This is a genomic window from Pseudomonas sp. AK-TSAG1-1 (genome assembly GCF_056821665.1).
Window position 1 is genome coordinate 369,002 of record NZ_CM165965.1, and the last position, 21,145, is coordinate 390,146.

24 protein-coding genes and 1 pseudogene are annotated in these 21,145 nt (G+C 54.0%); 15 read left to right on the plus strand and 10 right to left on the minus strand.

The features are described 5' to 3' along the window. Positions 1-43: 43 nt before the first annotated feature. The 3 genes from AC1UK9_RS01595 to AC1UK9_RS01605 are packed head-to-tail and all read left to right on the plus strand — an operon-like array spanning position 44 to position 1,430. Positions 44-421 (plus strand): GNAT family N-acetyltransferase, encoded by a 378-nt coding sequence (locus AC1UK9_RS01595; protein WP_003220700.1) that lies wholly within the window; start codon positions 44-46, stop codon positions 419-421. Further along, entirely contained in the window at positions 418-1,134 is a 717-nt protein-coding gene (locus AC1UK9_RS01600) for an AzlC family ABC transporter permease (RefSeq protein ID WP_003220701.1), read from the plus strand. The genes AC1UK9_RS01595 and AC1UK9_RS01600 overlap by 4 nt, the downstream gene beginning before the upstream one ends. After that, a complete protein-coding gene (locus tag AC1UK9_RS01605; RefSeq protein WP_007909127.1) occupies positions 1,113-1,430 on the plus strand; it encodes an AzlD domain-containing protein in 318 nt (105 codons plus the stop codon). Before AC1UK9_RS01600 ends, AC1UK9_RS01605 begins: the two co-directional genes overlap by 22 nt. Here AC1UK9_RS01605 and AC1UK9_RS01610 read toward each other — a convergent pair. Further along, on the minus strand, positions 1,347-2,273 hold the full coding sequence (locus AC1UK9_RS01610) for a LysR family transcriptional regulator (RefSeq protein ID WP_007961685.1): 927 nt from the start codon (positions 2,271-2,273) through the stop codon (positions 1,347-1,349). The genes AC1UK9_RS01605 and AC1UK9_RS01610 overlap by 84 nt on opposite strands. A 442-nt stretch (positions 2,274-2,715) precedes the next feature. On the opposite strand from AC1UK9_RS01610, the gene AC1UK9_RS01615 reads away from it, so the two are divergent. From AC1UK9_RS01615 to AC1UK9_RS01655, 9 genes and pseudogenes are all read left to right on the plus strand, one after another. Further along, complete coding sequence (locus AC1UK9_RS01615) at positions 2,716-3,225, plus strand: PBECR2 nuclease fold domain-containing protein (protein WP_482579127.1); 510 nt, start codon at positions 2,716-2,718, stop codon at positions 3,223-3,225. A gap of 307 nt (positions 3,226-3,532) precedes the next feature. Next, complete coding sequence (locus tag AC1UK9_RS01620; protein ID WP_482579129.1) at positions 3,533-3,943, plus strand: MbcA/ParS/Xre antitoxin family protein; 411 nt, start codon at positions 3,533-3,535, stop codon at positions 3,941-3,943. After that, the gene (locus AC1UK9_RS01625) at positions 3,940-4,620 is read left to right on the plus strand and encodes an RES family NAD+ phosphorylase (protein WP_482579131.1); all 681 of its coding nucleotides are present in this window, start codon (positions 3,940-3,942) and stop codon (positions 4,618-4,620) included. The genes AC1UK9_RS01620 and AC1UK9_RS01625 overlap by 4 nt, the downstream gene beginning before the upstream one ends. A 77-nt stretch (positions 4,621-4,697) precedes the next feature. Beyond that, positions 4,698-4,823 (plus strand): annotated as a pseudogene (locus AC1UK9_RS01630) (helix-turn-helix domain-containing protein); the annotation flags it as partial. A gap of 589 nt (positions 4,824-5,412) precedes the next feature. Then, positions 5,413-5,685, plus strand: a complete 273-nt coding sequence (locus AC1UK9_RS01635; RefSeq protein ID WP_017127016.1) for a hypothetical protein — start codon at positions 5,413-5,415, stop codon at positions 5,683-5,685. Further along, complete coding sequence (locus AC1UK9_RS01640; protein WP_017127015.1) at positions 5,682-6,038, plus strand: helix-turn-helix domain-containing protein; 357 nt, start codon at positions 5,682-5,684, stop codon at positions 6,036-6,038. The genes AC1UK9_RS01635 and AC1UK9_RS01640 overlap by 4 nt, the downstream gene beginning before the upstream one ends. Positions 6,039-6,041: 3 nt before the next feature. Next, on the plus strand, positions 6,042-7,061 hold the full coding sequence (locus AC1UK9_RS01645) for an ImmA/IrrE family metallo-endopeptidase (RefSeq protein WP_017127014.1): 1,020 nt from the start codon (positions 6,042-6,044) through the stop codon (positions 7,059-7,061). Between the two features lie 80 nt (positions 7,062-7,141). Beyond that, on the plus strand, positions 7,142-7,708 hold the full coding sequence (locus AC1UK9_RS01650) for a C1 family peptidase (RefSeq protein WP_179029096.1): 567 nt from the start codon (positions 7,142-7,144) through the stop codon (positions 7,706-7,708). Continuing rightward, positions 7,686-8,480 (plus strand): thymidylate synthase family protein, encoded by a 795-nt coding sequence (locus AC1UK9_RS01655; protein WP_017127012.1) that lies wholly within the window; start codon positions 7,686-7,688, stop codon positions 8,478-8,480. Before AC1UK9_RS01650 ends, AC1UK9_RS01655 begins: the two co-directional genes overlap by 23 nt. Here the strand turns inward: AC1UK9_RS01655 and AC1UK9_RS01660 are convergent, their stop codons facing one another. From AC1UK9_RS01660 to AC1UK9_RS01670, 3 genes are read right to left on the minus strand one after another with little or no spacing between them, the layout of a single operon-like run. Further along, complete coding sequence (locus AC1UK9_RS01660; protein WP_017127011.1) at positions 8,481-9,152, minus strand: uracil-DNA glycosylase; 672 nt, start codon at positions 9,150-9,152, stop codon at positions 8,481-8,483. It lies immediately after the preceding gene. Beyond that, on the minus strand, positions 9,149-10,363 hold the full coding sequence (locus tag AC1UK9_RS01665; protein ID WP_017127010.1) for a nucleoside triphosphate pyrophosphohydrolase family protein: 1,215 nt from the start codon (positions 10,361-10,363) through the stop codon (positions 9,149-9,151). Before AC1UK9_RS01665 ends, AC1UK9_RS01660 begins: the two co-directional genes overlap by 4 nt. A gap of 20 nt (positions 10,364-10,383) precedes the next feature. Further along, positions 10,384-10,674 carry a DUF4031 domain-containing protein gene (locus tag AC1UK9_RS01670; protein WP_017127009.1) on the minus strand — a complete coding sequence of 97 codons (291 nt, stop codon included), beginning with the start codon at positions 10,672-10,674 and terminating at the stop codon, positions 10,384-10,386. A 66-nt stretch (positions 10,675-10,740) separates the two neighbouring features. Between AC1UK9_RS01670 and AC1UK9_RS01675 the strand changes: the two genes are divergently transcribed. Next, entirely contained in the window at positions 10,741-11,067 is a 327-nt protein-coding gene (locus AC1UK9_RS01675; protein WP_158683243.1) for a helix-turn-helix domain-containing protein, read from the plus strand. A gap of 67 nt (positions 11,068-11,134) precedes the next feature. On the opposite strand, the gene AC1UK9_RS01680 is transcribed toward AC1UK9_RS01675, so the two are convergent. From AC1UK9_RS01680 to AC1UK9_RS01695, 4 genes are all read right to left on the minus strand, one after another. Further along, on the minus strand, positions 11,135-11,746 hold the full coding sequence (locus tag AC1UK9_RS01680) for an Nmad2 family putative nucleotide modification protein (RefSeq protein WP_179029098.1): 612 nt from the start codon (positions 11,744-11,746) through the stop codon (positions 11,135-11,137). Continuing rightward, positions 11,743-12,192, minus strand: a complete 450-nt coding sequence (locus AC1UK9_RS01685; RefSeq protein WP_179029099.1) for a hypothetical protein — start codon at positions 12,190-12,192, stop codon at positions 11,743-11,745. Before AC1UK9_RS01685 ends, AC1UK9_RS01680 begins: the two co-directional genes overlap by 4 nt. An 89-nt stretch (positions 12,193-12,281) precedes the next feature. After that, on the minus strand, positions 12,282-13,538 hold the full coding sequence (locus AC1UK9_RS01690; RefSeq protein WP_482579137.1) for a nucleoside triphosphate pyrophosphohydrolase family protein: 1,257 nt from the start codon (positions 13,536-13,538) through the stop codon (positions 12,282-12,284). A gap of 346 nt (positions 13,539-13,884) precedes the next feature. Continuing rightward, a complete protein-coding gene (locus AC1UK9_RS01695) occupies positions 13,885-14,973 on the minus strand; it encodes a hypothetical protein (RefSeq protein WP_482579139.1) in 1,089 nt (362 codons plus the stop codon). A gap of 354 nt (positions 14,974-15,327) precedes the next feature. Between AC1UK9_RS01695 and AC1UK9_RS01700 the strand changes: the two genes are divergently transcribed. Next, a complete protein-coding gene (locus AC1UK9_RS01700; protein WP_482579141.1) occupies positions 15,328-17,538 on the plus strand; it encodes an AAA family ATPase in 2,211 nt (736 codons plus the stop codon). Positions 17,539-18,028: 490 nt separating this feature from the next. Continuing rightward, entirely contained in the window at positions 18,029-18,931 is a 903-nt protein-coding gene (locus AC1UK9_RS01705) for a hypothetical protein (protein ID WP_482579143.1), read from the plus strand. A 304-nt stretch (positions 18,932-19,235) separates the two neighbouring features. On the opposite strand, the gene AC1UK9_RS01710 is transcribed toward AC1UK9_RS01705, so the two are convergent. Then, complete coding sequence (locus tag AC1UK9_RS01710; protein ID WP_240164019.1) at positions 19,236-19,511, minus strand: hypothetical protein; 276 nt, start codon at positions 19,509-19,511, stop codon at positions 19,236-19,238. Next, positions 19,508-20,488, minus strand: coding sequence for an integrase domain-containing protein (locus AC1UK9_RS01715; protein ID WP_482579145.1), 981 nt, complete (start codon positions 20,486-20,488; stop codon positions 19,508-19,510). The genes AC1UK9_RS01710 and AC1UK9_RS01715 overlap by 4 nt, the downstream gene beginning before the upstream one ends. Positions 20,489-21,145: the final 657 nt, after the last annotated feature.

Genomic DNA, 21,145 nt, shown 5'->3' on the forward strand with positions numbered 1-21,145 from the left:
GCCGGTGGTGCTGCGACGCGCCACCGCCAAGGATGCGCAGCGCATGGAGCGTTTCTTCCGCCAGTTCGACGAAGTGTCGTTCTGCGAGTGGCAGGACGCCAAATGCCTGCGCGGTGTATTGATCCAGAAGACCACCACGGCCTATCTGGCCTTCGACGTGGAAGGCGAAATCGTCGGCGCGGTGCTCGGCGGCATGCTCGGCAGTCGCGGCACTATCAACCATCTCGCCGTCAGCCCACGCTATCGCAGTCAGGGCGTCGGCCAGCGGCTGGTGGAAGCGGCGTCGTCTGACATGAAACGGGTCGGTGTATTACGGATGTTTCTGTTCGTCGACGATGCTAACCTCGCGGGCAAGCGATTCTGGACTGCCCAGGGTTTTTGCGAACCCCATGGCGAGCGGACATTTGAGAGGGATCTATGAATGAAACGTCCGGCAGTGCGCCGCTGATGGCTGCCCATCAGCCATCGCGCACGTTTGCCGAAGCCAGCCCGGTGGTGGCCGGTTATTTCACGGTGTCATTCGTGTTCGGGCTGATGGCCGTCAATGCCGGGCTGCCGATGTGGCTGCCGGTGGCGATGTGCTTGTTCGTCTACGCCGGCGCTTCGCAATTCGCCGCGCTGGCGCTGATCTCCAGCGGCGCTTCGCTGACCACCATCGTGTTGACCACCTTCCTGATTAATGCGCGGCACATGCTGATGTCGGTGTACATGGCCAAGGCCCTGCGCGCACTGGGGCTCAGCCGCATGGAGCGCTGGGCCTACGCTGGTGGGCTGACCGACGAATCCTTCGCGTTTCACAGCGTGAAACTGGGTACCGGCGCGCCGGTCAATATCCGTTACCTGATCGGCTTCAACCTGTTCTGCCACACCTCCTGGGTGCTGGGCGGATTGCTGGGCGCTGTTTGTGCGCAATACGCGTCGCACCTGATCAAATACCAGCTCGACTACGCACTGACCGCGATGATGCTCTACGTGCTGGTGTCGCTGTGCAACACCCGTAACAAACTCATCGCCGCAGCGGCCGCTGTGGCCTGCATGGGCGCGCTGAGCCTGGTCGGCACCTCGCCGTTCAACGTATTCATCGCCACGTTTGTGGGCTGCGGAGTGGGTGTATGCCTGACCAAACGTTCCTGATCCTGGTGGTCGCGCTGATGATGGCCGTGACCTTCCTGCCACGCGCGCTGCCGCTGCAGGTCAACACCGAGCACTGGCCGCCGTTCATTGCGCGGGCGCTGGAATACCTGCCAGTGGCGATCGTCGCTGCGATCAGCCTGACACCCTTGTTGATCAAGGATCAGCACATACAGCTCGATCGCCCGGAATTTTATGCAGCCATTCCGACGCTGTTATGTGCGTATTTCAGCAAAAACCTCTTTCTCAGTGTGGCGGTTGGGACGGCTGCGTACATTGCGCTCGGCTCGTTCATGTAGCGGCAGATCGACCACGTCGTTCAAGGCCTGGCCTGAAAGATTCGGGTTGTTCACCGCGAGCCGCACTTCGAGGAAATCCTCGAAACCGGGGAAAATCGTCAGGCCGTTCTTTTGCGCGGCCTCGCGAGAAACCATGCCGACCGCGTCCATTTGCGTGATCAACGACAGCGTCAGGGTTTCGCTGCAGGAATAGACCATGCGCTGACCGTTCTCGTGATTGCCCAGACCCGCGTCGAGAAAACGCAGAAAGCTGTGGGAATACGGACAATCTTCCGCAGGACGCACCTGAAACTTGTTGCCCAGCAACGTCAGCGGATCGTTTTCCTGCCCGCAATGGGCACCGACCACCTGCACCTGCACATCCGGCAGGACGATGCTCGGCAAACCCGGACGCTGCGGGCCAATCAGCACCGCGAGGTCAAAGTCTTCGTTCTTCAGCTTGCTGAGGTTTTCCATCGACTCGGCGTAGCTGAATTCCATCTGGTAATCGGGAAACACCTCGATCAGGCGTCCGATCATTCGTCGGTTGAAGTCAGACGACAACGTGTTGTTCAACGCGACCTTCAATGTGCGCTGGCCAGGCACCTTGAGCGCCTCGACCTTTTCTTCCATCTGTCGCGTGGCAATCAGCACTTTGTCCATGTAGGGCGTCAGCTCAGTGCCTTGCGGCGTCAGCGTCAGCCCTTTGTTGGAACGACGAAACAAGCGGAAACCGAACTGCTCTTCGACCTTGTTCAACTGCGCGGCCAGGGCCTGCACAGTCAGGCACGAATGCTCGGCTGCGGCCGACAAGGAGCCGGTCTGCACGATGCGCATGAGGTTGCGTAAGGTTCTGCTATCCATGGGTAATGCCCTCTGAAGTGGGCTGGGTATTGTTGTTTACGAGACTGCCGATCCGGCGTCATATGCCGGCTATATTCCAGCACCTGAGCATAGTTGTCGCGGGTTTAGTAGCGAATTGACGTCCCTGCCGATGGCTGGAAGCTGACACAGGATCGGGATTTTTGATGACGTGGGGGTGATTGGGGTCAAGAAAAGTGCCCGACTCGGACGAGTCGGGCACTTTTTTATGCCTTGGGACTACACCATTTTTGAGTGTTTCCCACACCGAAACGCCGCTGTTTTGCACCGTTGTCGGAAGCCTCCTATAGAAAAGAGCGAACGGGCTGATTTACCGCCAATGCCCAAGTGGCTGAAATATCAGGTAGTTATTTTCGGGACTTTTAGTCCGAGGTCATGGATTTCCAGGCAATGCCGGCATCCGCGAAGCTAGCGAGTCGATGCCATGAGTTTGCAGGGGAGCAGAGCGTTACCCGACCAAAAAAATTGGAAAGATCTGAGCTTGCCGGATATTCGCGATATTGAACCCGGGCTTCTGATTGCTGCGGTTAGAGAGCTTCCGGGTGCATCGAGCCTCAATGCAGCGTGGGAGCAGGTTGCCAGCGGTTTCGGACTTGATCAGGGTCTGGATGCTGTTCTGATCGAAACGCCATATGTGCCGATTTTGGTGAAACGCGAGCATTTGCTTCATACGGTGGAAAAGCGCCCGAATGCCCGTGAGCGGTTTACCGAATTTGCGCGAGATACTCTAACGAGGCCATTAGAGATATGGCGGGTTTCCTACGATGACGCCTCGTTTCGACTCTCCTTCATCGGTGCTTACAACGCGAGATACCAGATGCTGGTGGTAATCCATGTTGAGCGTGGCAACGTACTCTGGAATTTCATGAACTGTGACAAGAAGGGCCTGAACAAGCATCGGCATGGTGATCTGTTATATCGGCGTTACCGATAGCACAAACAAAAAAGGCAGCCTTCTCAGGCTGCCCTTCACATGAATGTCGCTTGATATTGTGCTCCCTCAAGCAGGGGAGAAGAGGTCTCACCCGGGCGCTGATTTTCAGGTCATCAACGGGGTTCCTAACGCCGACTATCGCCACCTGAAGGCAGTCGGTTTCGCGCTCTTGGCCAGATTCTCTGCCACGGAACATTGCAGTGTCAACCCGGGAATTCAAGGGGCTCTATTCGTATACGAATGACTTTATGGAAAATATTCATATCTGTACTAAGCTCAGTTTGCATGGCAGCTACGAAGGACAAACATGCCCACCTCCCCCCCAGCCCTCACCCCGCGTGAACAACTCGACGTCCCCGAAGCCGGGCGCGTCGCGCTGAAGTTTTTCTTCAACCTCATGGAGCGCTGGGGCTGCAACGCCGAGCAGCAACGCACTTTGCTGGGTGGCGTCGGCAACACCACGTTCTACAAGTACAAACACCTGCCGCCGAACATTCGCCTGCCGCATGACACCCTGGAGCGCATCTCGTACCTGATGGGTATTCACAAGGCGTTGAGCATCATCTTCAGCAACAGCCGCGAGCGCGCCTACACGTGGGTCAGCAGCCCCAACACGGCTGCGCCATTCAATGGCCGAACGGCGTTGGATTACATGCTTGCCGGGAGGGTGGTCGACATCGCTGACGTTCGCCGTTACCTCGACGGGGTGCGCGGGTGAAGGCCCCGCCGCTGGCCGAGCCGCAATGGCCGAAAGCCTACCGGATCGTCAACAGCAGCTTCCCGCCGATTGCGCTGTTCGAAGACGTGCTCGACCCCGAAGACCTGGAAATCGCCTACGCGCTGGAAGCGCTGACCAACGATCGCCTGATCGAACAGGCCGGCGTCCTCGCCCGCGTGCGCCCCGAAGACCGACTCTCCGGCCCCGGTTCAACGCCGGTGATGGCGGCATTTACCCACATCGGCAAAAGCAGCCGCTTCACCGACGGCACCTTCGGCGTCTACTACGCCGCCAGCAGCCAGGCCGCGGCCATCGCCGAAACCTGCTATCACCAGGAACGTTTCCTCGCGGCCACCCACGAAGCGGATCTTGAGCTGACCATGCGGACTTACGTCAATCGCGTGGTTAAGCCACTGCACGATGTTCGTCACGACTTTCCCGACTTGCATCAGCCCGATCCGGGCGCCTACGGCCCGTCTCAGGCGTTTGCCCGACAACTGCGCGAGTCTGAATCCTGGGGGCTGCTCTATAACAGCGTGCGCCTCCCGGGCCATGAATGTGTCGCCGCGTTCCGGCCGCCGGCGGTGTCGATTCCGAAGCAGGGCAAACATCTGCGTTATGTGTGGAGTGCGAGCCAGTGCAGGATTTCGTTTGTGTTTGAGATTAGTCAGGTGTGAAAAGCGAGGCGGCATACGTGTCATTATTCGACAACCTGCGCAGCCATTCTTAATCAACTGAAGGATGAAAATCAGCGATGGTCAATGAACTGGAGCAATTCCAGAAGGGCTTGCTGGACTCTGTACGTCAGATGAAGGCCGGGCAGGCTGCACGTGTCACGGAAGTGCTTTGCTCTGCACCGGCAGACACAAGTGCCTCGCTGACGAGTAATTCAGATTAACGACTGTTTTTGATAGTCCGGCCGTTAAAGCCAATGTGGACGTCATGTGGACGTTCCAAAAACAACAAAGCCCCAGCATTTCTGCAGGGGCTTCGTTTTGTATGGTGCGGCACCAGGAGTCGAATAAAAACAAAAGTAACTGAATTTTAAGAATATTATTTTTTAGTGGCTGCCCTTCTATCTCTAAAACTACCTCAAGGCGCCCTTACCGCTGTAAAAAATAGCCAGAGCAGGATGTAAAGGACTACTTTGCATCCGAATTCCGGACACAACCCTTAATGCTTGCGTGAGATTAGGCAGCGTCATTTTGCCTTATTCGACCAGTCGGGTACCGAGAAGCCTCTTGGGTGTAGCGGTAGCCTTAGCGCTCACCTGCGGTCTGCACGTACTGCGCTAGACCCTTATCAGGATATGTCTGACCAGCTAGCTGGTGATAATGGCACATTGATCTTTTCTTTGGATCCAGTGCTACTATCGGCATCCGGACGATATTGAATCATCTCCAAAGAGTGTCTCGTTGACGTATTATTTTCATACGGCTATGGTTTGATTTTCTTACGAGCGTTGTACGATGGATATCAAGACGCAAATCGAAACCTTGCTAAGTGCTTTCTGGGACAAGCGAGCGCAGGAAATCATTGACGATCCCTTGTCGACTGATGAGCTAGGAGCACCTCTGGATTCTATCTCGGCTGTCGATGCTTTCGTCGGGATCGACAAACTGGTCCAGCGCAAACTGCCCGTTGAGCTGATCATCCGCCATGGGGGATATAACTCGAAAGACCAGTTCGTCACTGACATTACCGACAAAGTTCTCCGTCATCTTAAGGGGGCACCGAAATGATTGACGTGACGCATTCGGATCGCAATGACATCGGTGATCGGCTGCGACAGGCCCGCGAATATGTAGGACTCTCGCAAGAGGAAGTTGCAACGGCTTTGGGACTACCTCGTCCATCGGTCACCAACATCGAGCTGGGTGCCAGAAAGGTCGAAGCGACCGAGCTCGGGAAGCTCGCGAAGCTTTACCGTCGAACACTGGAATATCTTTTGACGGGCGTTGAGCCTGCTCCCAGCGGGCCGGAGCAACTGGCGTTCCTGGCACGTGCGGTGAACGGTTTATCAGATAAAGACCTGGAAGAAGTCGCGCGCTTTGCTGAATTCCTGAAGCAGTCCGGGCGTAAACGCGGGGGGTAAATCATGGCCGTACGCGACATTGCGATGGCGACAGCCAAGGTGGCTGCCGAGGTCTTCGCGTCATCTCGCGCCATGGAGCGCATCGAGCAAGACGGCTACACACGGATTGACCCCTTTCGCATCGCGGCTGACCAGGGGGTTTCGGTTCTGTTGCGGCCCATGGAAAAGCTTCTCGGCGCCTTTGTACGCGAGGATTGCCCCGGGATTCTGGTGAACTCGGCCCGATCCGCCGGCTTGATCCACATGACCTGCGCCCATGAGTTAGGACATTACTTCATGGGGCACCAGAGTACGGTAGATGAGACCATCGATTACGGTGGTCAGGCCGCTGTGATGGAGCAGGAGGCCGAAACCTTCGGCTATCACCTATTGGTGCCGCGTCCTTTGCTAGGCATCATTTGCAAGCGCAAGGGCTGGAACAAAGCGTCGCTGAGCAATCCTCATGTGCTTTACCAGATGTCCCTTCGTCTGGGTGTGAGCTATGCCGCTGCGGCCTGGTCTCTGGTTCGGCACAAGATCCTTACGTACGACGCTGTTCAGGAACTCTTGAAAGTACAGCCTGCCTCGATCAAGCAGTCACTGCTGCAAGGGCAGCTCCCGGATGCCACGAAGGACGTCTGGCTGTTCGACGAAACCGATCAATCCTCGGTCCTGGAGCCTCGTCCGGAAGATCATCTGGTGGTGCGCCTCAAAAGCCACGCGTCCGCCGGCTACCTGTGGAAAGCGGACTCGGTGGAGCAGGTGGCCGAACAGGGCTTCACGCTGGCTCCATTGGTAACTGCGCGTCCTGTGGATCCTCGCACTGTAGTGTTCGGTGCTGATTCCACGCTGGATTATCTGCTCTCCGCGAAGCGGATGAATGTCGAGCAAGCCCATCCTGTAACGCTGTCCGAAGTTCGGCCATGGATGGGTAAGCAGGCCGGCGATGCGTCGTTCAACTCTAGGACTCATTTCGAGCCGATCGCTGAAGGGCTTTCTCGCGAATCGAAGCGCGCGCTGATTGAGGAGGTCGCCGGTTCGTGATAACAGTCGAGTGCCTGAGCGATAGATCCCCGGTCAAGGCGAGAAACCAAGGCAATCGTCCAACGTGCGTGGCCTTCGCCGTGACCGAGCTGAATCGTCGCTTCTCTGATGGTGATCTCGGGCCTGAGTATTTCTACCGCGCCACCGTCCAGAGGATTCCAGGCTGGAAACCTGGCGACGGAGTTCAAGCGGCTGCGGCGGCTGAAGCCTCGCAGGCCGGGCATGCCCTGGAAGTCCACTTCCCTTATCAGGCGGATGAGCCAGTCGTACCACTTGAAGCCCTGCCTGACGCGCTGGATTTGTTTGGTCACCCCATCCGTTTTTTCAATACCGACGTTGGCGAACTGATCGATAGCATGCGCATGGGTGTGCCTGTCGGCTTGGCTCTTCGGCTCACCTATGAGTTCTATTCGCCTGCCGAAGGGATCATCCCGTTCAGCCATTCGATCCTTCCTGGAGCGATGCAGCACGCGGTGGTTGCTGTTGGCCTGGGGCATGACGCTCACGGCGAGACTTGGTTTTTGATCCGCAACAGCTGGGGAGAGGAGTGGGGCCAGAAAGGTCACGCTTGGATCCCGGCTGCATATATCGCTGCGCATGCGACGTGCGCATTTGGAGTGGAACATGGCAGTCCTAATTCAGCATGACCGAGTGGTATCCGCCTGGCTGGCCGCGGCCCGTCATCTGGCGACGTGCCCAGATTACACTGCCCGAAACCTGGTGCTGGAGATCGCTTCGCCCGGGGTCCTGGAAGCGCAGGACAGAGATGTCATCGGTGCAGTCGATGCTGCAATTCGACAATGCTGGCCTAGTCTCAGCGTGCAGACTGTAGCGGGCACAATATTCCCGAACGAGATGTACCGCAGAGAAGGGCGACCAGCGTTCTACGAGTCTTACCTGAGCGCGATGGCTCGCGGAATGAAGAGCGGGACGTGGGGGACATACGCCTACAGGATGATGCGCAGGGTCAGTCGAGACGGCAAGACGACCTTTAACCCATTGGAGGTGATCGTCCGCAAGCTTCAGGCCTCCAAGACTGGGCGCCGCTTCCAAGCGGTATATGAGCTGGGAGTGGTGGATGTCGAATACGACATAGAAGACGACGGATTCGGCTTTGAATTGCCGTTGTATGACCCCGCGGCCGATCGAAATAAGCCGATGAATATGCCTTGCCTAAGCCATCTCAGTTTCAAGGTGACCGGCGACAAGCTGGACTTGACCGCGGTGTACCGATCTCATTGGTACGGCCAGAGAGCTTTGGGTAATCTGCTCGGGCTGAGCAATTTGCATAAATATGTCAGCGACGAGTCCGAATTCGAGCGTGGAGTTCTCACCTGCATCGCCACCCATGCGTTCCTGGATGTGGAATCGCTGGGCGGCGCGACAGCCGCTAAGCAGATGCTCGCGGCGTTTCCCTGATTAGAACAGCGAACCTTGGCGTTTCGAGCTGAATGTTTCGACTGGGATGTTGTACAGGGCGCTCATCCCATTGCGGAAGTCCTTGATGCCTCCGTAGCTAGGATGCCGGATGGCAACGACTTCGACATCGAACCGGCTCGCGTAGTTATAGGCATCTCCGCCAATGGCCACGACTCGGCGCACGCCCAGCCACTTGATCAACGTCTCGTTGAGCAGGTCGACCTTCTGCAGTTCACGAGCGGTGAACTTGCGATTGGTAAACGGATTGCCTGGCTCGTGTGGATGAAACGGGAACACGTTCCACAGTAGCGGCGGGAGCGCGAGCGCTCTGAGCACCGACCAGATTTCGGACGCCGTGCGCTCAACCACCGCCGGCCCGACCGTTGCTTGCTTGAAGTTGGAGCCAGGGTACCGCTGCATCATTTCCGGGAGGTGGTATTCGTCGGTCAGCGCAAGCCCGGTTCGCCGTCCACCGCGGTACCCCAGATCTCGTCCCATCCAGATGGTGTCGACACCGATATCGGTCGCGGCCTTGAGGTAGCCACGAAGATTGCGCCGGCGTGCGGCGACAGCATCGCTGCGATCGTGGACGGGGCACTTATCAGCGTAGGGATTGAACACGTTGTCCAGCTTCAGCTCAGACAGGGCATTCACAAAGGCGGTAGGGTTCATGGCTGCTCTTTCTTTTCTAAAGGTTCAAAGTGCATGGTGTGCTCGTGCACGTTGACATGTACGGTGCCGCACCGGTGCTTCTGTAATTGGCGAAATACCTGAAACCCGGTGAGGATCGCTTTTTCCCACTGCCACAGCTTGCACTCCTCGACCTCGTAGCCTTCGACCATGCTCTTGATCTGTTTTAGCACGCTGTAATCCAGCGCGCCTGGCTCGGGGTCGATAGAAAACTTTCGGCTTTTGGCATGGTTGAAGATCCAGGTCGCTATGCCCTCCTCGATGATCATCGCGCGGGCACCGTCTTCGTTCTCGTCCTTCTTTGGATCTGACTTGCGCTTGCGCTTGAGGAGCGCGCGCAGTACCGGCGACCAGCCCAGGAATGCAACGTAGGCCAGATGGAAAACGTCGTGGAAACGGTAGTCGTCGGGCTCGTTGCTGTTGTCCGTGAGACGATCGCCGATAAACACCCCCCTTAGGCTCTGCACAACATAGCCGTTCTCCGGAGAGCCCCGTTCATTGAACTCCATGGCTAATTCGGCTGGGAATTGTTCATGATCAGGGCACTTGAGATCAAATGGTGGGGGATAGACGGTTTCGTTGTCTGGCCACCGACTGAGAATCTTGTCGATGTTACTGCGTGCCACATCCTCAAATCTCAGATCGAAACTGGCACATGCAATGGCCAGTTCGGCCAGATGAACGCCCAGATTTTGGCTGCGCGACGGGGGAGACATTGCTCGCAGGGAGGCAAACGACACCTCGACCAGAACGCCTGCGCGGTTCGCCAGTCTGGAGAGCTGGGAGGAACGATCGACATTCTCTGGGCTTCTGCGCATTTCCATGAGACTGTCGATGTGCCGAAAGGTCACCGGCAGGACTGGGTCCAGTTCACTTTCCCCGTACTGGGAGCGCAGATAGGCGATGCAGCTGGCACCAATCTCATCCGGGCCAACGTCCACGGCCGCAGCGATGTTGATCAGGTACCACAGCGCGTCCCCCAGCTCCTCGGCCGCCAGTTCGCTGACGGACGCCGCGAGGCGGTCGCGGCCTACCTTTTTGACTGCAGAGAGCAGGCCGCCCACTTCGCCAAAGTAACCGAACTTCAGCTTCTGGTACCCACCTTCGTCGGTCTGAAACCGGTTGGTGCCGCCAGCTTTCAGACGGTATTGAGGAATCGATAGCGAGGGTAGCTGCGGTGTAGGTACCAGCACGGAATTTCCCTTTCCTTAAGTTAGATGCCGGAGACGGCATCTCGATGAGCTTGGATCATCTCGAATCGCATCTGCCTTGCGCAACTGACAATTTTTTCCCTGTCTGCGCCGTGCGCACCCATCGCCAGTGCCCGCGTCCTGACAGACTTGGTGACGTCGTAGTGAGGGTAGAGCGTTTTGGACTGAAACCAGCTGCGCCTCAATCCGAGCTTGTCTGCGAAGGCGTGCAGCTCATCCAGCGAATCGGCAACTAGATGGTTCCATTCACGACCGCGCCAACGGATTCCTTCTGCATCAACATAGACAGCCATGGTGCTCGCCTTGGGAAGAAATATGTGCAAATATCTTGCACATATTTAGCAAATTATTCAATCGAAATGAACGCATCAGATCTCGGTAAACGCATAAAGGCGGTGCGCAAACAAAAGGGTTTTACCCTGCAATACCTACACCAAAGCACCGGAATTCACTACACGCAGATTTCCAAGATGGAGCGGGGTGAATGCAAGCTCCTGAGTAAAAATTTGCTAAAAGTTTGCGATTTTTTGCATATTTTACATTCACCCGATAGCGCGTATTCCCGATCCGAGGGCGTGGTCGACAGGGTTCAGGCCTTGATTCAGTCATGGCCGCAAAGCGAAGGGCTGATTCGCCACTTTTTGGAAGGGGTTGAACTGGCGCTTAAGACCGGGCAAGCGAAGTAGGTCTCGGGCCCGCGCAAAGCTTGCCGGCCGAGACGCTTGAGTATGTCGATGCGCTATCGAAACATGGCTAACGCCAAGAAGCTGGCCGGCCTCGACAGCCCTGATCAGCGAGTGCCTTGAACCAGGTATCGACTTCAGCCCGGAAGTCATCCGTGAATGTACTTCGGTAGTTTCGTGAAGGAGGGTAGAGGTCCTCCCCTGCGAAGTGCCGTAAGTGGTCAGGGAGCTTCACTGCGCTCGAACCCCAATAAACGAACTCTTCTCCTATCAGAACGTTGTCCGAACTAGTATCCCGGAGAAGGTTCTCGTGGTTCACCCCTCCTCCCACGAAGCTGTGATGCGAGTCTTCCTGAATCCACGCCTCGCCATCGCGATGGTAGATGTTGTCCCCATAAGCCATGCTTTTGCTTGAATGCAGGTTTGGCCGTTTGATCTGAAAGGCCTCGTGCTCCCAATATTCCTGGAAGGAAAGCTTATGGGAAACCCTCATCGCGAAGATGATTCTTCCCTCCAGTTTCAGTGCGGAGCTTCCGCAGCCTACGATGATGTCCCCGACCTTGGCTGATCTCCTGATCTGCGGTTTGCAGGTCCCTAACGTGCAGATGCCGTGGAACGGGTTCGGCGCAAAGCCGTAGTCCCTCACAAGTTTGTACGAGAACACATTCGGCACATCACTCATTGGCACTTGACCCGATCAATCTTGCGTTCTGCGCTCGGGCTACCGTCCGCACGCTCCCAGACCTGATTGCCTTGGATGACATCGCTCAGTCGTAGGCTGTCGATCGTAAGTACGGAGCTGGCATGATCGTCGAACACCTGAGGCAGTGATTCAACGTTTTCGGCGATGGCCACGATGGTTTTGCCACACGCCACCGCATGTCCGGCAGCCCCTTCCAGGCACTCGTAACCTTCCTCAGGGATCAGGAAGATGCTGATCACTGCGTTGTCGATACAGCTTTGGATCTCCTCGGAGACAGGCTGTGCTGCCTGGGCGGCTTCGACTTCTTCCTGTTCGGCCTCAGCCATGCACACATCGAAGCCTCTTTCATTCAGCTGTTGAGACACTTCCTGGGCCTTTTGATCTAGCCCTGTCGTGAAGACGATGCACGCTTTATCGTTACTCATGAGTGGATCTCCTCAACTGCATATGGGTCATTGTTTGGTTTAAAGGAATGCTGAGGATTGCGCGTTAAGCTGCACTCCTCAGCCGATAGCTATTCATCGTCGTCATTGCCGTCGCGAAAGCTGATCGTGTGATTGTCGAAGTCGGCCATCACGTAACCTTTTCGTTTGTCAGAGAGCTGCCGGAATATGCTGAATCCATCCAGGATCGCCTTTTCCCATTGCCACAGTGCGCACCGGGCGACTTCATAGCCTCTGACGAAATCCTGAATGGACTTCAGCAGGTCATAGTCGACGTGATCGACATTCCTGAATAAATCGCACTCCAGCCCGCGGCCAAAGATGAAGGTAGCCACGCCCTCTTCGATGAGCATTGCCCGGGCGCCGTCTTGGTTTTCGTCAAGTTCAGGATCACATTTACGCTTCAGGTGAAGAAGCGCTCTCAGGACGGGAGACCAGCCGAGATGGACCGCGAACGCGAGGTGGAACACGTCGTGGAAGCGGTAGTCATCACGTTCCATCTTATTGTCAGTCAGGCGATCACCAATGATGATCCTGTTGCACTTCTGGATGACGTACTGCTTGTCGCCGGCGCTCTCTTCGGCAATGTAGAACTCCAGCCACGAAGGCAGTCGTTCATTTTTGGGCATGTCGACGTCGAAGCGGGGTGGGTAGGTCATCTCCGCTGGCCATCGACTGAAGGTCTTCTTGAGGTTTTCAAGCGCGGCGGCCTCCATATCAACATCGGCAGAGTCCGCCGCAGCGACCAGCGCCCGGAATACCTCCACCATGTGGGCAGAGAGCTTGTCGCGGTTGCGCGTGAATGTTCCGGTCCTGAAATCGTTGAGTAAATCACCCACGCAGCCGGCGAGCGCGAGGACTTGGATGCTAAAGTCTTCTTCGGAGACTGGCTCATCTATCCAGCGTTGCATGTCCCCGAATCCGAGGCTGGGTTCAGCAGGCTCGACGATGTCCCAATCCTCCAGATCCCGAAAAACTCTCTGAGCTAGAGTTGGAAGATCAAGCTGGGCGCGCGTAGCGAGGTTCGAAAAGTACCAGAGCACATCTCCCAGCTCCTCCTGGATGATTGCTTTATAGCGTTTGAACGCTGCCCGGTCACGCTGTCGCTTCTTGAATGCGCTCAGCAGACTCCCGACTTCACCGAACAGCCCCAGAATCATTAATTCCAGCCCAGTATCAGGCAGTCTGTCAGTCGTGCTCGCGATTTCCTGATATGTGCGGATGCTCATCCAGCCGTCTCGAATATCGGGCGGCAGGATGACGAACTGTTCAGGTGTCTTGAGAGGATTGAAGCGGTCGCTCGATGGGGATGAAGCTTTTTCGTCCATGCAGCCCTCCGGCCGATCTATTTCTCCAGATTCGACAATCAGGTGTCTGAAGTCGATTTGCCATCATCATGAGCGATCCAATATGCGATGTACAAGCCCTGAACCTGATGTGCAAATGGAGCGCGGCATGGCCAATGCTGCCAACGGAAAATCCTTTAACCTAAAGTCCTGAAGTTAAATAGGACGGTGCCTTCATAATCCTTAGATGTCGGAGGAAGAATGACCTCCGAGCGTAGAGAGTCGTTCGATTATGACTTGACGGTGCATCTGGATCTGGAAGGCTTTCCAAACGGATCCGTTGTCTGGAGTGACGCCTTTATTAATATAAGGTACTCATTTCGTTAAATCAGAAATGAAGGTAGGCAGATACTGGTTTGAAATAATAGTTGTCATATAGCTCGGGATGAAACTGCCTACGAAATTTTTGGATGTCCGAAGTTCTGTAAATTAAGGGGGTTACCAAAGCACGGATAAGATGTAACGGCATGAAATAAGGTGATCCTTTTGCCTTTACGGTTAAGGTGGGCCAAATTCCATCCACATACATATCAAGCTTTTGCGGCGGAGTCGAATGTCGGAAGAAATATTTTAGCAGTTCGTCGTGCGCTTCGATTCCAGCCTGCTGGATGAGTAAAAAATTATGCGTAATTATTCTGTTGTATATCATTGAGCTGGACATTGACAATCCTTCGGCGGTTATAATTCCGGGAGGCATGTAGATATTGCCGTCTGATAAACTGAGCGAGCTGTTGGCGGAAAGTTGCCGAAATTGTTTGGTGGTGGCGATCGAGCTGTCTGTGTTGCTTTGTTTAATGTTACTCCTGTATTGATACATCCATTCAGGCCAATTTCTTAACACGATTTCCATCAGGTCAATGCTATACCAAAGATCAGGGTTCGATTTTCCATGGTCGCGTACATCTATCAAAAATGCCTGGTCTTGCCAAATGATTGCCAATAATACTTCTTTTGAACGTTCAACGTAACCGTCTTTTTCAATATTGGTGTTTATGTGGAAGTGAGAAATTTTCCACGCGTTGTACATTTGGTCGATGTCTTTTAGCTTGCCCCATCCTCGACTTAAGTGTGGCCAAATACTGATTCCGTTCTCTAGTTTTCGAACTATAGGTTGGATGGTCTGTATTTTTTCAGATGACTCAAGAATGGTATCACTTAGGTGGACGCGGCGGCTTCGTGAGCCTGGCAGTCGCATAACAAGGTCATGAAAGTAATAAGGCAGGTTTCCAGGGGGGATCTTTCGGTAGTCTTGCCCCCACTTGTGCAATATTTTTTTCAGGCTCGCTTGGTAGCTCAAAATAAGACTCGCCGAATAATCAAAGCTTTGTGACATAATTGCTCCTTGAAATTTTATTCCTGAAATAATGATAATACCTGCTGCGCCATGATGATGGTTGCACATGATGCAAAAAATCAAGATTTTTTCGTGGCTAAAAACTGAATAGAAACTCTAGATCGCAGGTGGTGTTAGTTGTATCGTTAGTTTATGTTTGTTATCAATAAAGTTGATTTTTTTCGCCATTGAGACATAAGTGTATAACTCAGTCAGCTTACTGATGTTTTGTTGCTGGTGGTACGCTCTGTCGCGACGGCCAGATAGTGAAGAGGTCCGAAAATACTCGCTAATGCAACAGCACCACAACCATGTCGCAGCCTTCAAAGTAGCCGCCTGAGGATAGGAATAGGTTCTGCGAAAGGCTTATGGCAAAAGGAGCAGGCGATGGTATAGATTTGATGACACTTTAATTTTTCTCTACCACGGATGGATCTCATGATTGACCTGGTCTCTCTCAAAGGTGTCACTAGCTATCCCTCTGGCGCCTCTGTCACGCTCGGCCCTCTGACGCGAGTGAACCTTATTTACGGGCTTAACGGTAGTGGGAAGTCCACCATTGCGAATTATCTGCAGGAGCTTACGCATGGCCACTACAGACACTGCCAGGTCAATCCGGCGGTGAGCCAGGACCAGGTCTTCGTTTATAATCAGGCATTCGTAGAGAAGAATTTTCACTCAGAAACTCAGCCCGGTATCTTCACGCTCAACCAGGGTAATATCGAGGCTGAGGCGGCCATCCGTGAGGATGAACAAAGCCTTGAAGAGACGCGTTTGGAAAGTCAGGCAGTCGCTGATGAGCGTCAAAAGCTCTTCAGTCAGCAGACAAAGGAGGACAACCAATACAAGGATCTGCTATGGGACATCAAGAAAGAATATAACCAAGACAGTCTCTATTATTGCTTTGAAAGCTTCCATACCAACAAGGCCAAGCTGAAAAGCAAGCTGGAAAGTATGTCGCTACCTTCGGTAGCCACCCGTTCAGGCCGCGAGTTAGCTGAAGCAGCGCATGCACTGCAATCGTCTGATGGTGAGCTTCTATCCACTCTGGGGCCTATCTTGTTTACCGCGTCCGCGGTTGAAAACAATAAGATTTTCAGCGAAGTCATTACCCCTTCTGGGGATTCCTATCTGGCAGGTTTGATCGAGAAGCTTGGGAACTCGGACTGGGTGAAAGGCGCGATGTTTTATGTCGCCAAATCCGATGGACAATGTCCCCTCTGTCAGCAATCGCTACCGCATGAATTCCACTCCCACGTCAAACAACTCTTTGATAAAAGCTACGACGAAAAAATAGAAACGCTCCAATTGCTAAAGGATGAGTACGAGAGTGGTACCCGCTCGTTGCTGACGACGCTGGAGGGCGAACCCTACAAAAGCTCTGCGATTCAGGAGGATCCCGCTTTCGTCAAAGCCAAGGCTGACTTGGTCAAAGCCTTTGCTGATAACGTTGCGAAAATTAACGACAAGACAGGTTCGGCCTCGAAGGTCGTGAGCCTCATTTCTACCAGTGACATTGTTGAGCGACTGAACATTACGATCGAGGTGCAGCGTCTCAAGATTTCCGAGTACAACGAAAGGATCCTTAAAAAGGATCAGTTGCTTAAGGATATAACCCAAGAGCTGTGGCTGATCATGCGTAAGCAGGCTGAGCCGATCATTTCGGCACACAAAAAGCTTACTAAGGAGTTGGAGGAGAGTATCCAAGGATGTGATGAGAGCATCGCGCAACTAATTAAGCAGTCGACTACGATTCGAGATTCTATCTCACGGCATCGGTCGGAGATTACCAATATCGAAGAGTCAGTCATAAATATCAATAACTCGCTTTCAGCGATTGGCCTCAGCGGCTTCTCTATTCAGAAGGAGCTAGGAGACCAGACCAGTTACCGACTCGTCAGGCCCGATGGAATAGATGATGTCTACCGCTCACTGAGCGAAGGTGAAAAGACCTTAGTCACGTTCCTATACTTTCTGGAGCTATGCTTGGGTAGTGTCGAGTCAGACTCACCGGTGGTACTGAGTAACCGCATTGTGGTCATCGATGACCCAATCTCCAGCCTTTCGCATAACTATGTCTATGAGGTTGCCGCGCTCATTTACCACCGAGTGCTTCGTCCGGAGGCGAATTTCAAACAGATCCTGGTGCTTACTCATAACTTGTTTTTCTTCCACGAGCTTTTGAGAAATGGCCGGCAAACCGTGGTCAAAAAATACCGATGCTTCCGGGTCGTCAAGGGCGAGTTCAGCAGCATTTCAGCGTTGGGTCATCGCGACATCAAAAATGACTACGAGACGTATTGGCAAGTAATCAGGGATGCAAGTGAGGGCAGGGTAAGCCCGGCAGTGCTGCCGAACATGATGCGCAATGTGCTGGAGCACTATTTCGGTTTCATTCATAAGAGGGATGATTTGTCGAAGGCCCTAGAGGGCTTGGAGAATAATGATAGTGGGGAGTTCAAGTCGCTCTATCGTTATGTCAACCGAGAATCACATGGCACCTCTATCAATATCACTGATTTCGGGGGGCTAGAGCCCAACAAACTCATTGAGAAATTCAAAGAGGTTTTTGCGGTATCTGGGTACCCTGAGCACTATCGCATGATGATGGGGGAGGAGGACGAGAGTGATTCAGCAGACATGGCATAAGCCTCAGAGGCTCAGTCACTTCGTTGTTACCGCTGAACATGCTCAGTCCGGAACCAGCGCGACGAGTCTGCCAGCAAAGCGGCCATACATTTGCGATCCAGCTTGTGATGGCACTAGCGGCACGGTGCCATCAAAACGCTTCACAGGCCTGTTTTAGACTGTTAGGATTGTTCCGCAGCTACCACCAACGGATCTCTCCATCCTGCCCCACACTCGAATGCGTAGCTTTACACATAGGGTGTAAAGGCTATCAGCAGCAAGCTGAGAAAAAATGGAGATAACGTCATGACTAGTCATGCCAAAGTCGTACCGGTTCGCCAGTACGAACGTTACCGTTTCGGTCGTTGGGAGACAGTGTGTAAACACCAGCGCTCCCTTCCCCGCCGGTAATGAATAACCTTGGTGGTAGTTGCACCTCTTGCACCTCTCGGCTTTATCTGTTTTAGCCAGGCACATCTCCTTACTTAGCCCATCATAAGTCCAATATTACATGCCCATAGAACCAAGGCCTTCGATCAGTCTAGATGAAAAGAAGCTGAACATAGAGATGGAGAAGCTTAGTCTTGAGCAAAGAAAGTTTAAACTAGAAGCGTCAAAAGCCTCTCTTGCTGCAAAAAGTTACAGGATTGATTTGTGGTCTAAGCTCGCGATTCCAGTCGCGGTTTTCGTCTTGGCAGCTGCTACATACTATACAAACTCTAGTAATATGTCCGATCGGATGGTATTCGACGCGGACAACAAAAAAGTTGAGTTTAGGCAAAAAGAGGAAGAGCTTTTTATCAAGAAAAGTGAATCTGAGCAAAATAGAGAGGCAAATAAAGCAAGGTTTATACAGAACAATCTTGAGCTTATTACCGCTCCTGCACCAGAGTCTGAGCAGAGGCTGGCGGCGCTGGCAAATGCTGTGTTGCCAGCTATTGATGTTCACGAGGTTCTTGAAAAAGCTAAAGCTATTAGAGTCAGTAGCACCCCCCAAGAGGTCATTGCCGATAAGGCATCTCCTCTGAACGCTTCAAGTGAATACCTTAATACTGGTAAAATCTTTGCCAAGAGCGGGAATTTCGAACAAGCGTTGACCAATTTTGAGATGGCGACCCTACTTAACACTTCTGATCCATTGGCGTGGAACTACAAAGCTTACGCAGAAATGCGAACTGATCGGAACGACGCTGCGCTAAAAAGCATTAGCACTGCGATCAACCTGAAGCCAGTCGAAGCGAGTGCTCAAAGAATAATTATGCTCAACGCGACAAAGATTCTATGTTCTCTCGGGCGAACCGAAGATGCATTGTCGTACATCAACAAGAGCATAGCTTTGTCCCCAGAAATGTATGATCTAGCGCGCAAGGATCAGGAGTTCGGGAAGCGCTGTAATTTTGCTCTGAGAAAATAAAGTATCTGGATAAGCGCTTGCATAAATTCCGCTGAGGCGAACCTTGCTTGCGGCGGTGGTTTCCCGTAGAAACCTACAGGTTCTCTGGCTAAAACTGCCTATTGCTTTGCATTCGGATCATCACGCTCGGCGATTCTTGACCAAATACGGTCATTACCTCTTGAGCTGGGCTGCTCCGTGGAAAGGCATCAGTTTGCAAGAATTGTTATGCCGCGGGCTCTCGCCTTTTTATTCCGAGTTGAACTTCCCATTAAGTCACCCCTGAGTTTATGGATACATACAATGCTCGGTTGTTGATCGTTGACTAACGTTTGAACTGCCAAGATTTTCCTAAACGAAGAGTGAGCAAATACATAGTCAGAAGATAGTAATAGCGTGTTGATTCAGCTTGCCGGTTTACGTGCTGATTTAGAAACCAGGCTAGATGCTTTCGCTGCCATGTCCATGGATTATCTCGGTGCCAGCGATTAGAGATCGCCACTTGAATGGCCCTCGCTTGGCGTATGTGGCGCTGGCGTGTGGTATGCGACCCCGTGACGACGCCCACCAGGAAAAGCTCCATATCGAATGCCGTGCTCATATTCGACCACCGATGTAAGCCGACAACACACCGATACGGCCGTGCCCCAGCTCATAGCTGATTTGCAGTCTGGCATCCTGATCTAGGCGTCGGTCGAGCTGATAGCAATGGCCACCGTTGATGGGTGCGGGATGATGGGTGATTTGCTCATAGCGTTCGCATGCATAGGCCGTCCGTAACTCGTGGAAACCTTTGAGGCTGTACTGATGGAGGATGTCCCGTGCAGGACGGACGATTCTCCGTTGGAAATCGAGGTAGCTTTCGTCCGGTGCAAGTAGGTTGCGGCTACCGTCGGGCGAGACCTGATCGGCAAATCTCAGCGCGTCACGAATATGATCATCTACCGTAATCCAGCGAGGTGCTGAAGCTCCGGAGCGGCCACCTTTGGTGCCGTCCTGGATGTTGATTCTGCCAAGTTGTTCTGCTTCACGTTGCAATCGGGGCAGGTCGGCCAAAATGGTTTCACGCATGCGCATGCCGGCGGTTCGCGCCAACTGCACGATGGCTGCGGCGCGCGGCTGCTGATGTTCGCAAAGCACGTCGACGATCCGTTTCGCCTGTTTGCGGTCTTGGCCTTGCGGCACTGAGCAACGAACACTGGTGCGCTGCGTCCCTAGCGCATTGCTCGGACTCGGCACTTTCACATGCTGATCACCGCGAAGCGCTGCCAGGGTCCGGTTCACGCTGGACAACCGGTTTTGCGCTGTGGCGATGGCGAGCTCGCCCTGTTCAACTTGCTGACGCAGATGCCCGGCGTAATCCAGCAAGGTCTGCCGATCAATTTTTCGCGCATCATTAAACCCCGGTCCATCCTTCGATCGGCACCAGCGTACAAACGCCTGCCAGCGATCACTGTGCGCCTTGACCGCGCCGTAATGCCCGCCGCCAAACAGATCGCGCAACGCCTGTGGCCCGGCATAGCTCAGTTGTCGGCCATAGCCAAAATTCCGCCCATCCCGTCTGCCTACCAATGCCATGATCAAACTCCTCTCGAAGCCAAAACGTTTCAAACCTTCCTCACGTCATCCCGCCAAGAGTGCTGAGTGTTATCAGGGATCATGGCCCCTGCGACCTGTGAGGGTTGTCCACTAACGCGGGACTGGCGGCTCTTTACGACCGGGAGCCTGGGCATCTCATGATCTGGCCTCCTGAACACTTCCAAGGAAGTGGGCGGGTGGAGGCTGCATTGGCTGACGAGACCAACGCCGCGAGATCTTGAGCCGGGTGAAGGCAGTGATGCGATGTCCGGGGTGTGCCTGACTGTCAGTCAGGTGCAGTCCATTCCCTGGGCTGCGGCACCATCATCTGCATCGCTGTTGCGGGTGACTTCGGTGTTTGTCACGCCGATTGTCACGAGGGGGAATGCCGCAAAGCCTTGTACGAGATGGGCTGCAGCAGCGGTACGAGCGCCCGTCTCTTTCCGGGAGAAAGAGACGGGCGCAGGTTGGCGCAAGGAAATGGCCAAGCGGATAGGTTGCTGCAAGACAGCTACGAAGGGGGGTGAGTTGCCGCAGTGGGCACACTGGTAAAAGTAGGCATCCATCACATCGCTGTGACCGTGCGAGCCGCCGGACGCTAATCGCACTTTGGGGGAACCACCATGGTGTGGCGTAGCCTTAAAGGTTCTGGCTACC

Coding starts and splice junctions, on each gene's coding strand:
- AC1UK9_RS01595 (WP_003220700.1), top strand. CDS start 44: ATGGAGCGTTTCTTCCGCCAGTTCGACGAAGTGTCGTTCTGCGAGTGG.
- AC1UK9_RS01600 (WP_003220701.1), top strand. CDS start 418: ATGAATGAAACGTCCGGCAGTGCGCCGCTGATGGCTGCCCATCAGCCA.
- AC1UK9_RS01605 (WP_007909127.1), top strand. CDS start 1,113: ATGCCTGACCAAACGTTCCTGATCCTGGTGGTCGCGCTGATGATGGCC.
- AC1UK9_RS01610 (WP_007961685.1), bottom strand. CDS start 2,273: ATGGATAGCAGAACCTTACGCAACCTCATGCGCATCGTGCAGACCGGC.
- AC1UK9_RS01615 (WP_482579127.1), top strand. CDS start 2,716: ATGAGTTTGCAGGGGAGCAGAGCGTTACCCGACCAAAAAAATTGGAAA.
- AC1UK9_RS01620 (WP_482579129.1), top strand. CDS start 3,533: ATGCCCACCTCCCCCCCAGCCCTCACCCCGCGTGAACAACTCGACGTC.
- AC1UK9_RS01635 (WP_017127016.1), top strand. CDS start 5,413: ATGGATATCAAGACGCAAATCGAAACCTTGCTAAGTGCTTTCTGGGAC.
- AC1UK9_RS01640 (WP_017127015.1), top strand. CDS start 5,682: ATGATTGACGTGACGCATTCGGATCGCAATGACATCGGTGATCGGCTG.
- AC1UK9_RS01645 (WP_017127014.1), top strand. CDS start 6,042: ATGGCCGTACGCGACATTGCGATGGCGACAGCCAAGGTGGCTGCCGAG.
- AC1UK9_RS01655 (WP_017127012.1), top strand. CDS start 7,686: ATGGCAGTCCTAATTCAGCATGACCGAGTGGTATCCGCCTGGCTGGCC.
- AC1UK9_RS01660 (WP_017127011.1), bottom strand. CDS start 9,152: ATGAACCCTACCGCCTTTGTGAATGCCCTGTCTGAGCTGAAGCTGGAC.
- AC1UK9_RS01670 (WP_017127009.1), bottom strand. CDS start 10,674: ATGGCTGTCTATGTTGATGCAGAAGGAATCCGTTGGCGCGGTCGTGAA.
- AC1UK9_RS01675 (WP_158683243.1), top strand. CDS start 10,741: ATGAACGCATCAGATCTCGGTAAACGCATAAAGGCGGTGCGCAAACAA.
- AC1UK9_RS01680 (WP_179029098.1), bottom strand. CDS start 11,746: ATGAGTGATGTGCCGAATGTGTTCTCGTACAAACTTGTGAGGGACTAC.
- AC1UK9_RS01685 (WP_179029099.1), bottom strand. CDS start 12,192: ATGAGTAACGATAAAGCGTGCATCGTCTTCACGACAGGGCTAGATCAA.
- AC1UK9_RS01690 (WP_482579137.1), bottom strand. CDS start 13,538: ATGGACGAAAAAGCTTCATCCCCATCGAGCGACCGCTTCAATCCTCTC.
- AC1UK9_RS01700 (WP_482579141.1), top strand. CDS start 15,328: ATGATTGACCTGGTCTCTCTCAAAGGTGTCACTAGCTATCCCTCTGGC.
- AC1UK9_RS01705 (WP_482579143.1), top strand. CDS start 18,029: ATGCCCATAGAACCAAGGCCTTCGATCAGTCTAGATGAAAAGAAGCTG.
- AC1UK9_RS01710 (WP_240164019.1), bottom strand. CDS start 19,511: ATGAGCACGGCATTCGATATGGAGCTTTTCCTGGTGGGCGTCGTCACG.
- AC1UK9_RS01715 (WP_482579145.1), bottom strand. CDS start 20,488: ATGGCATTGGTAGGCAGACGGGATGGGCGGAATTTTGGCTATGGCCGA.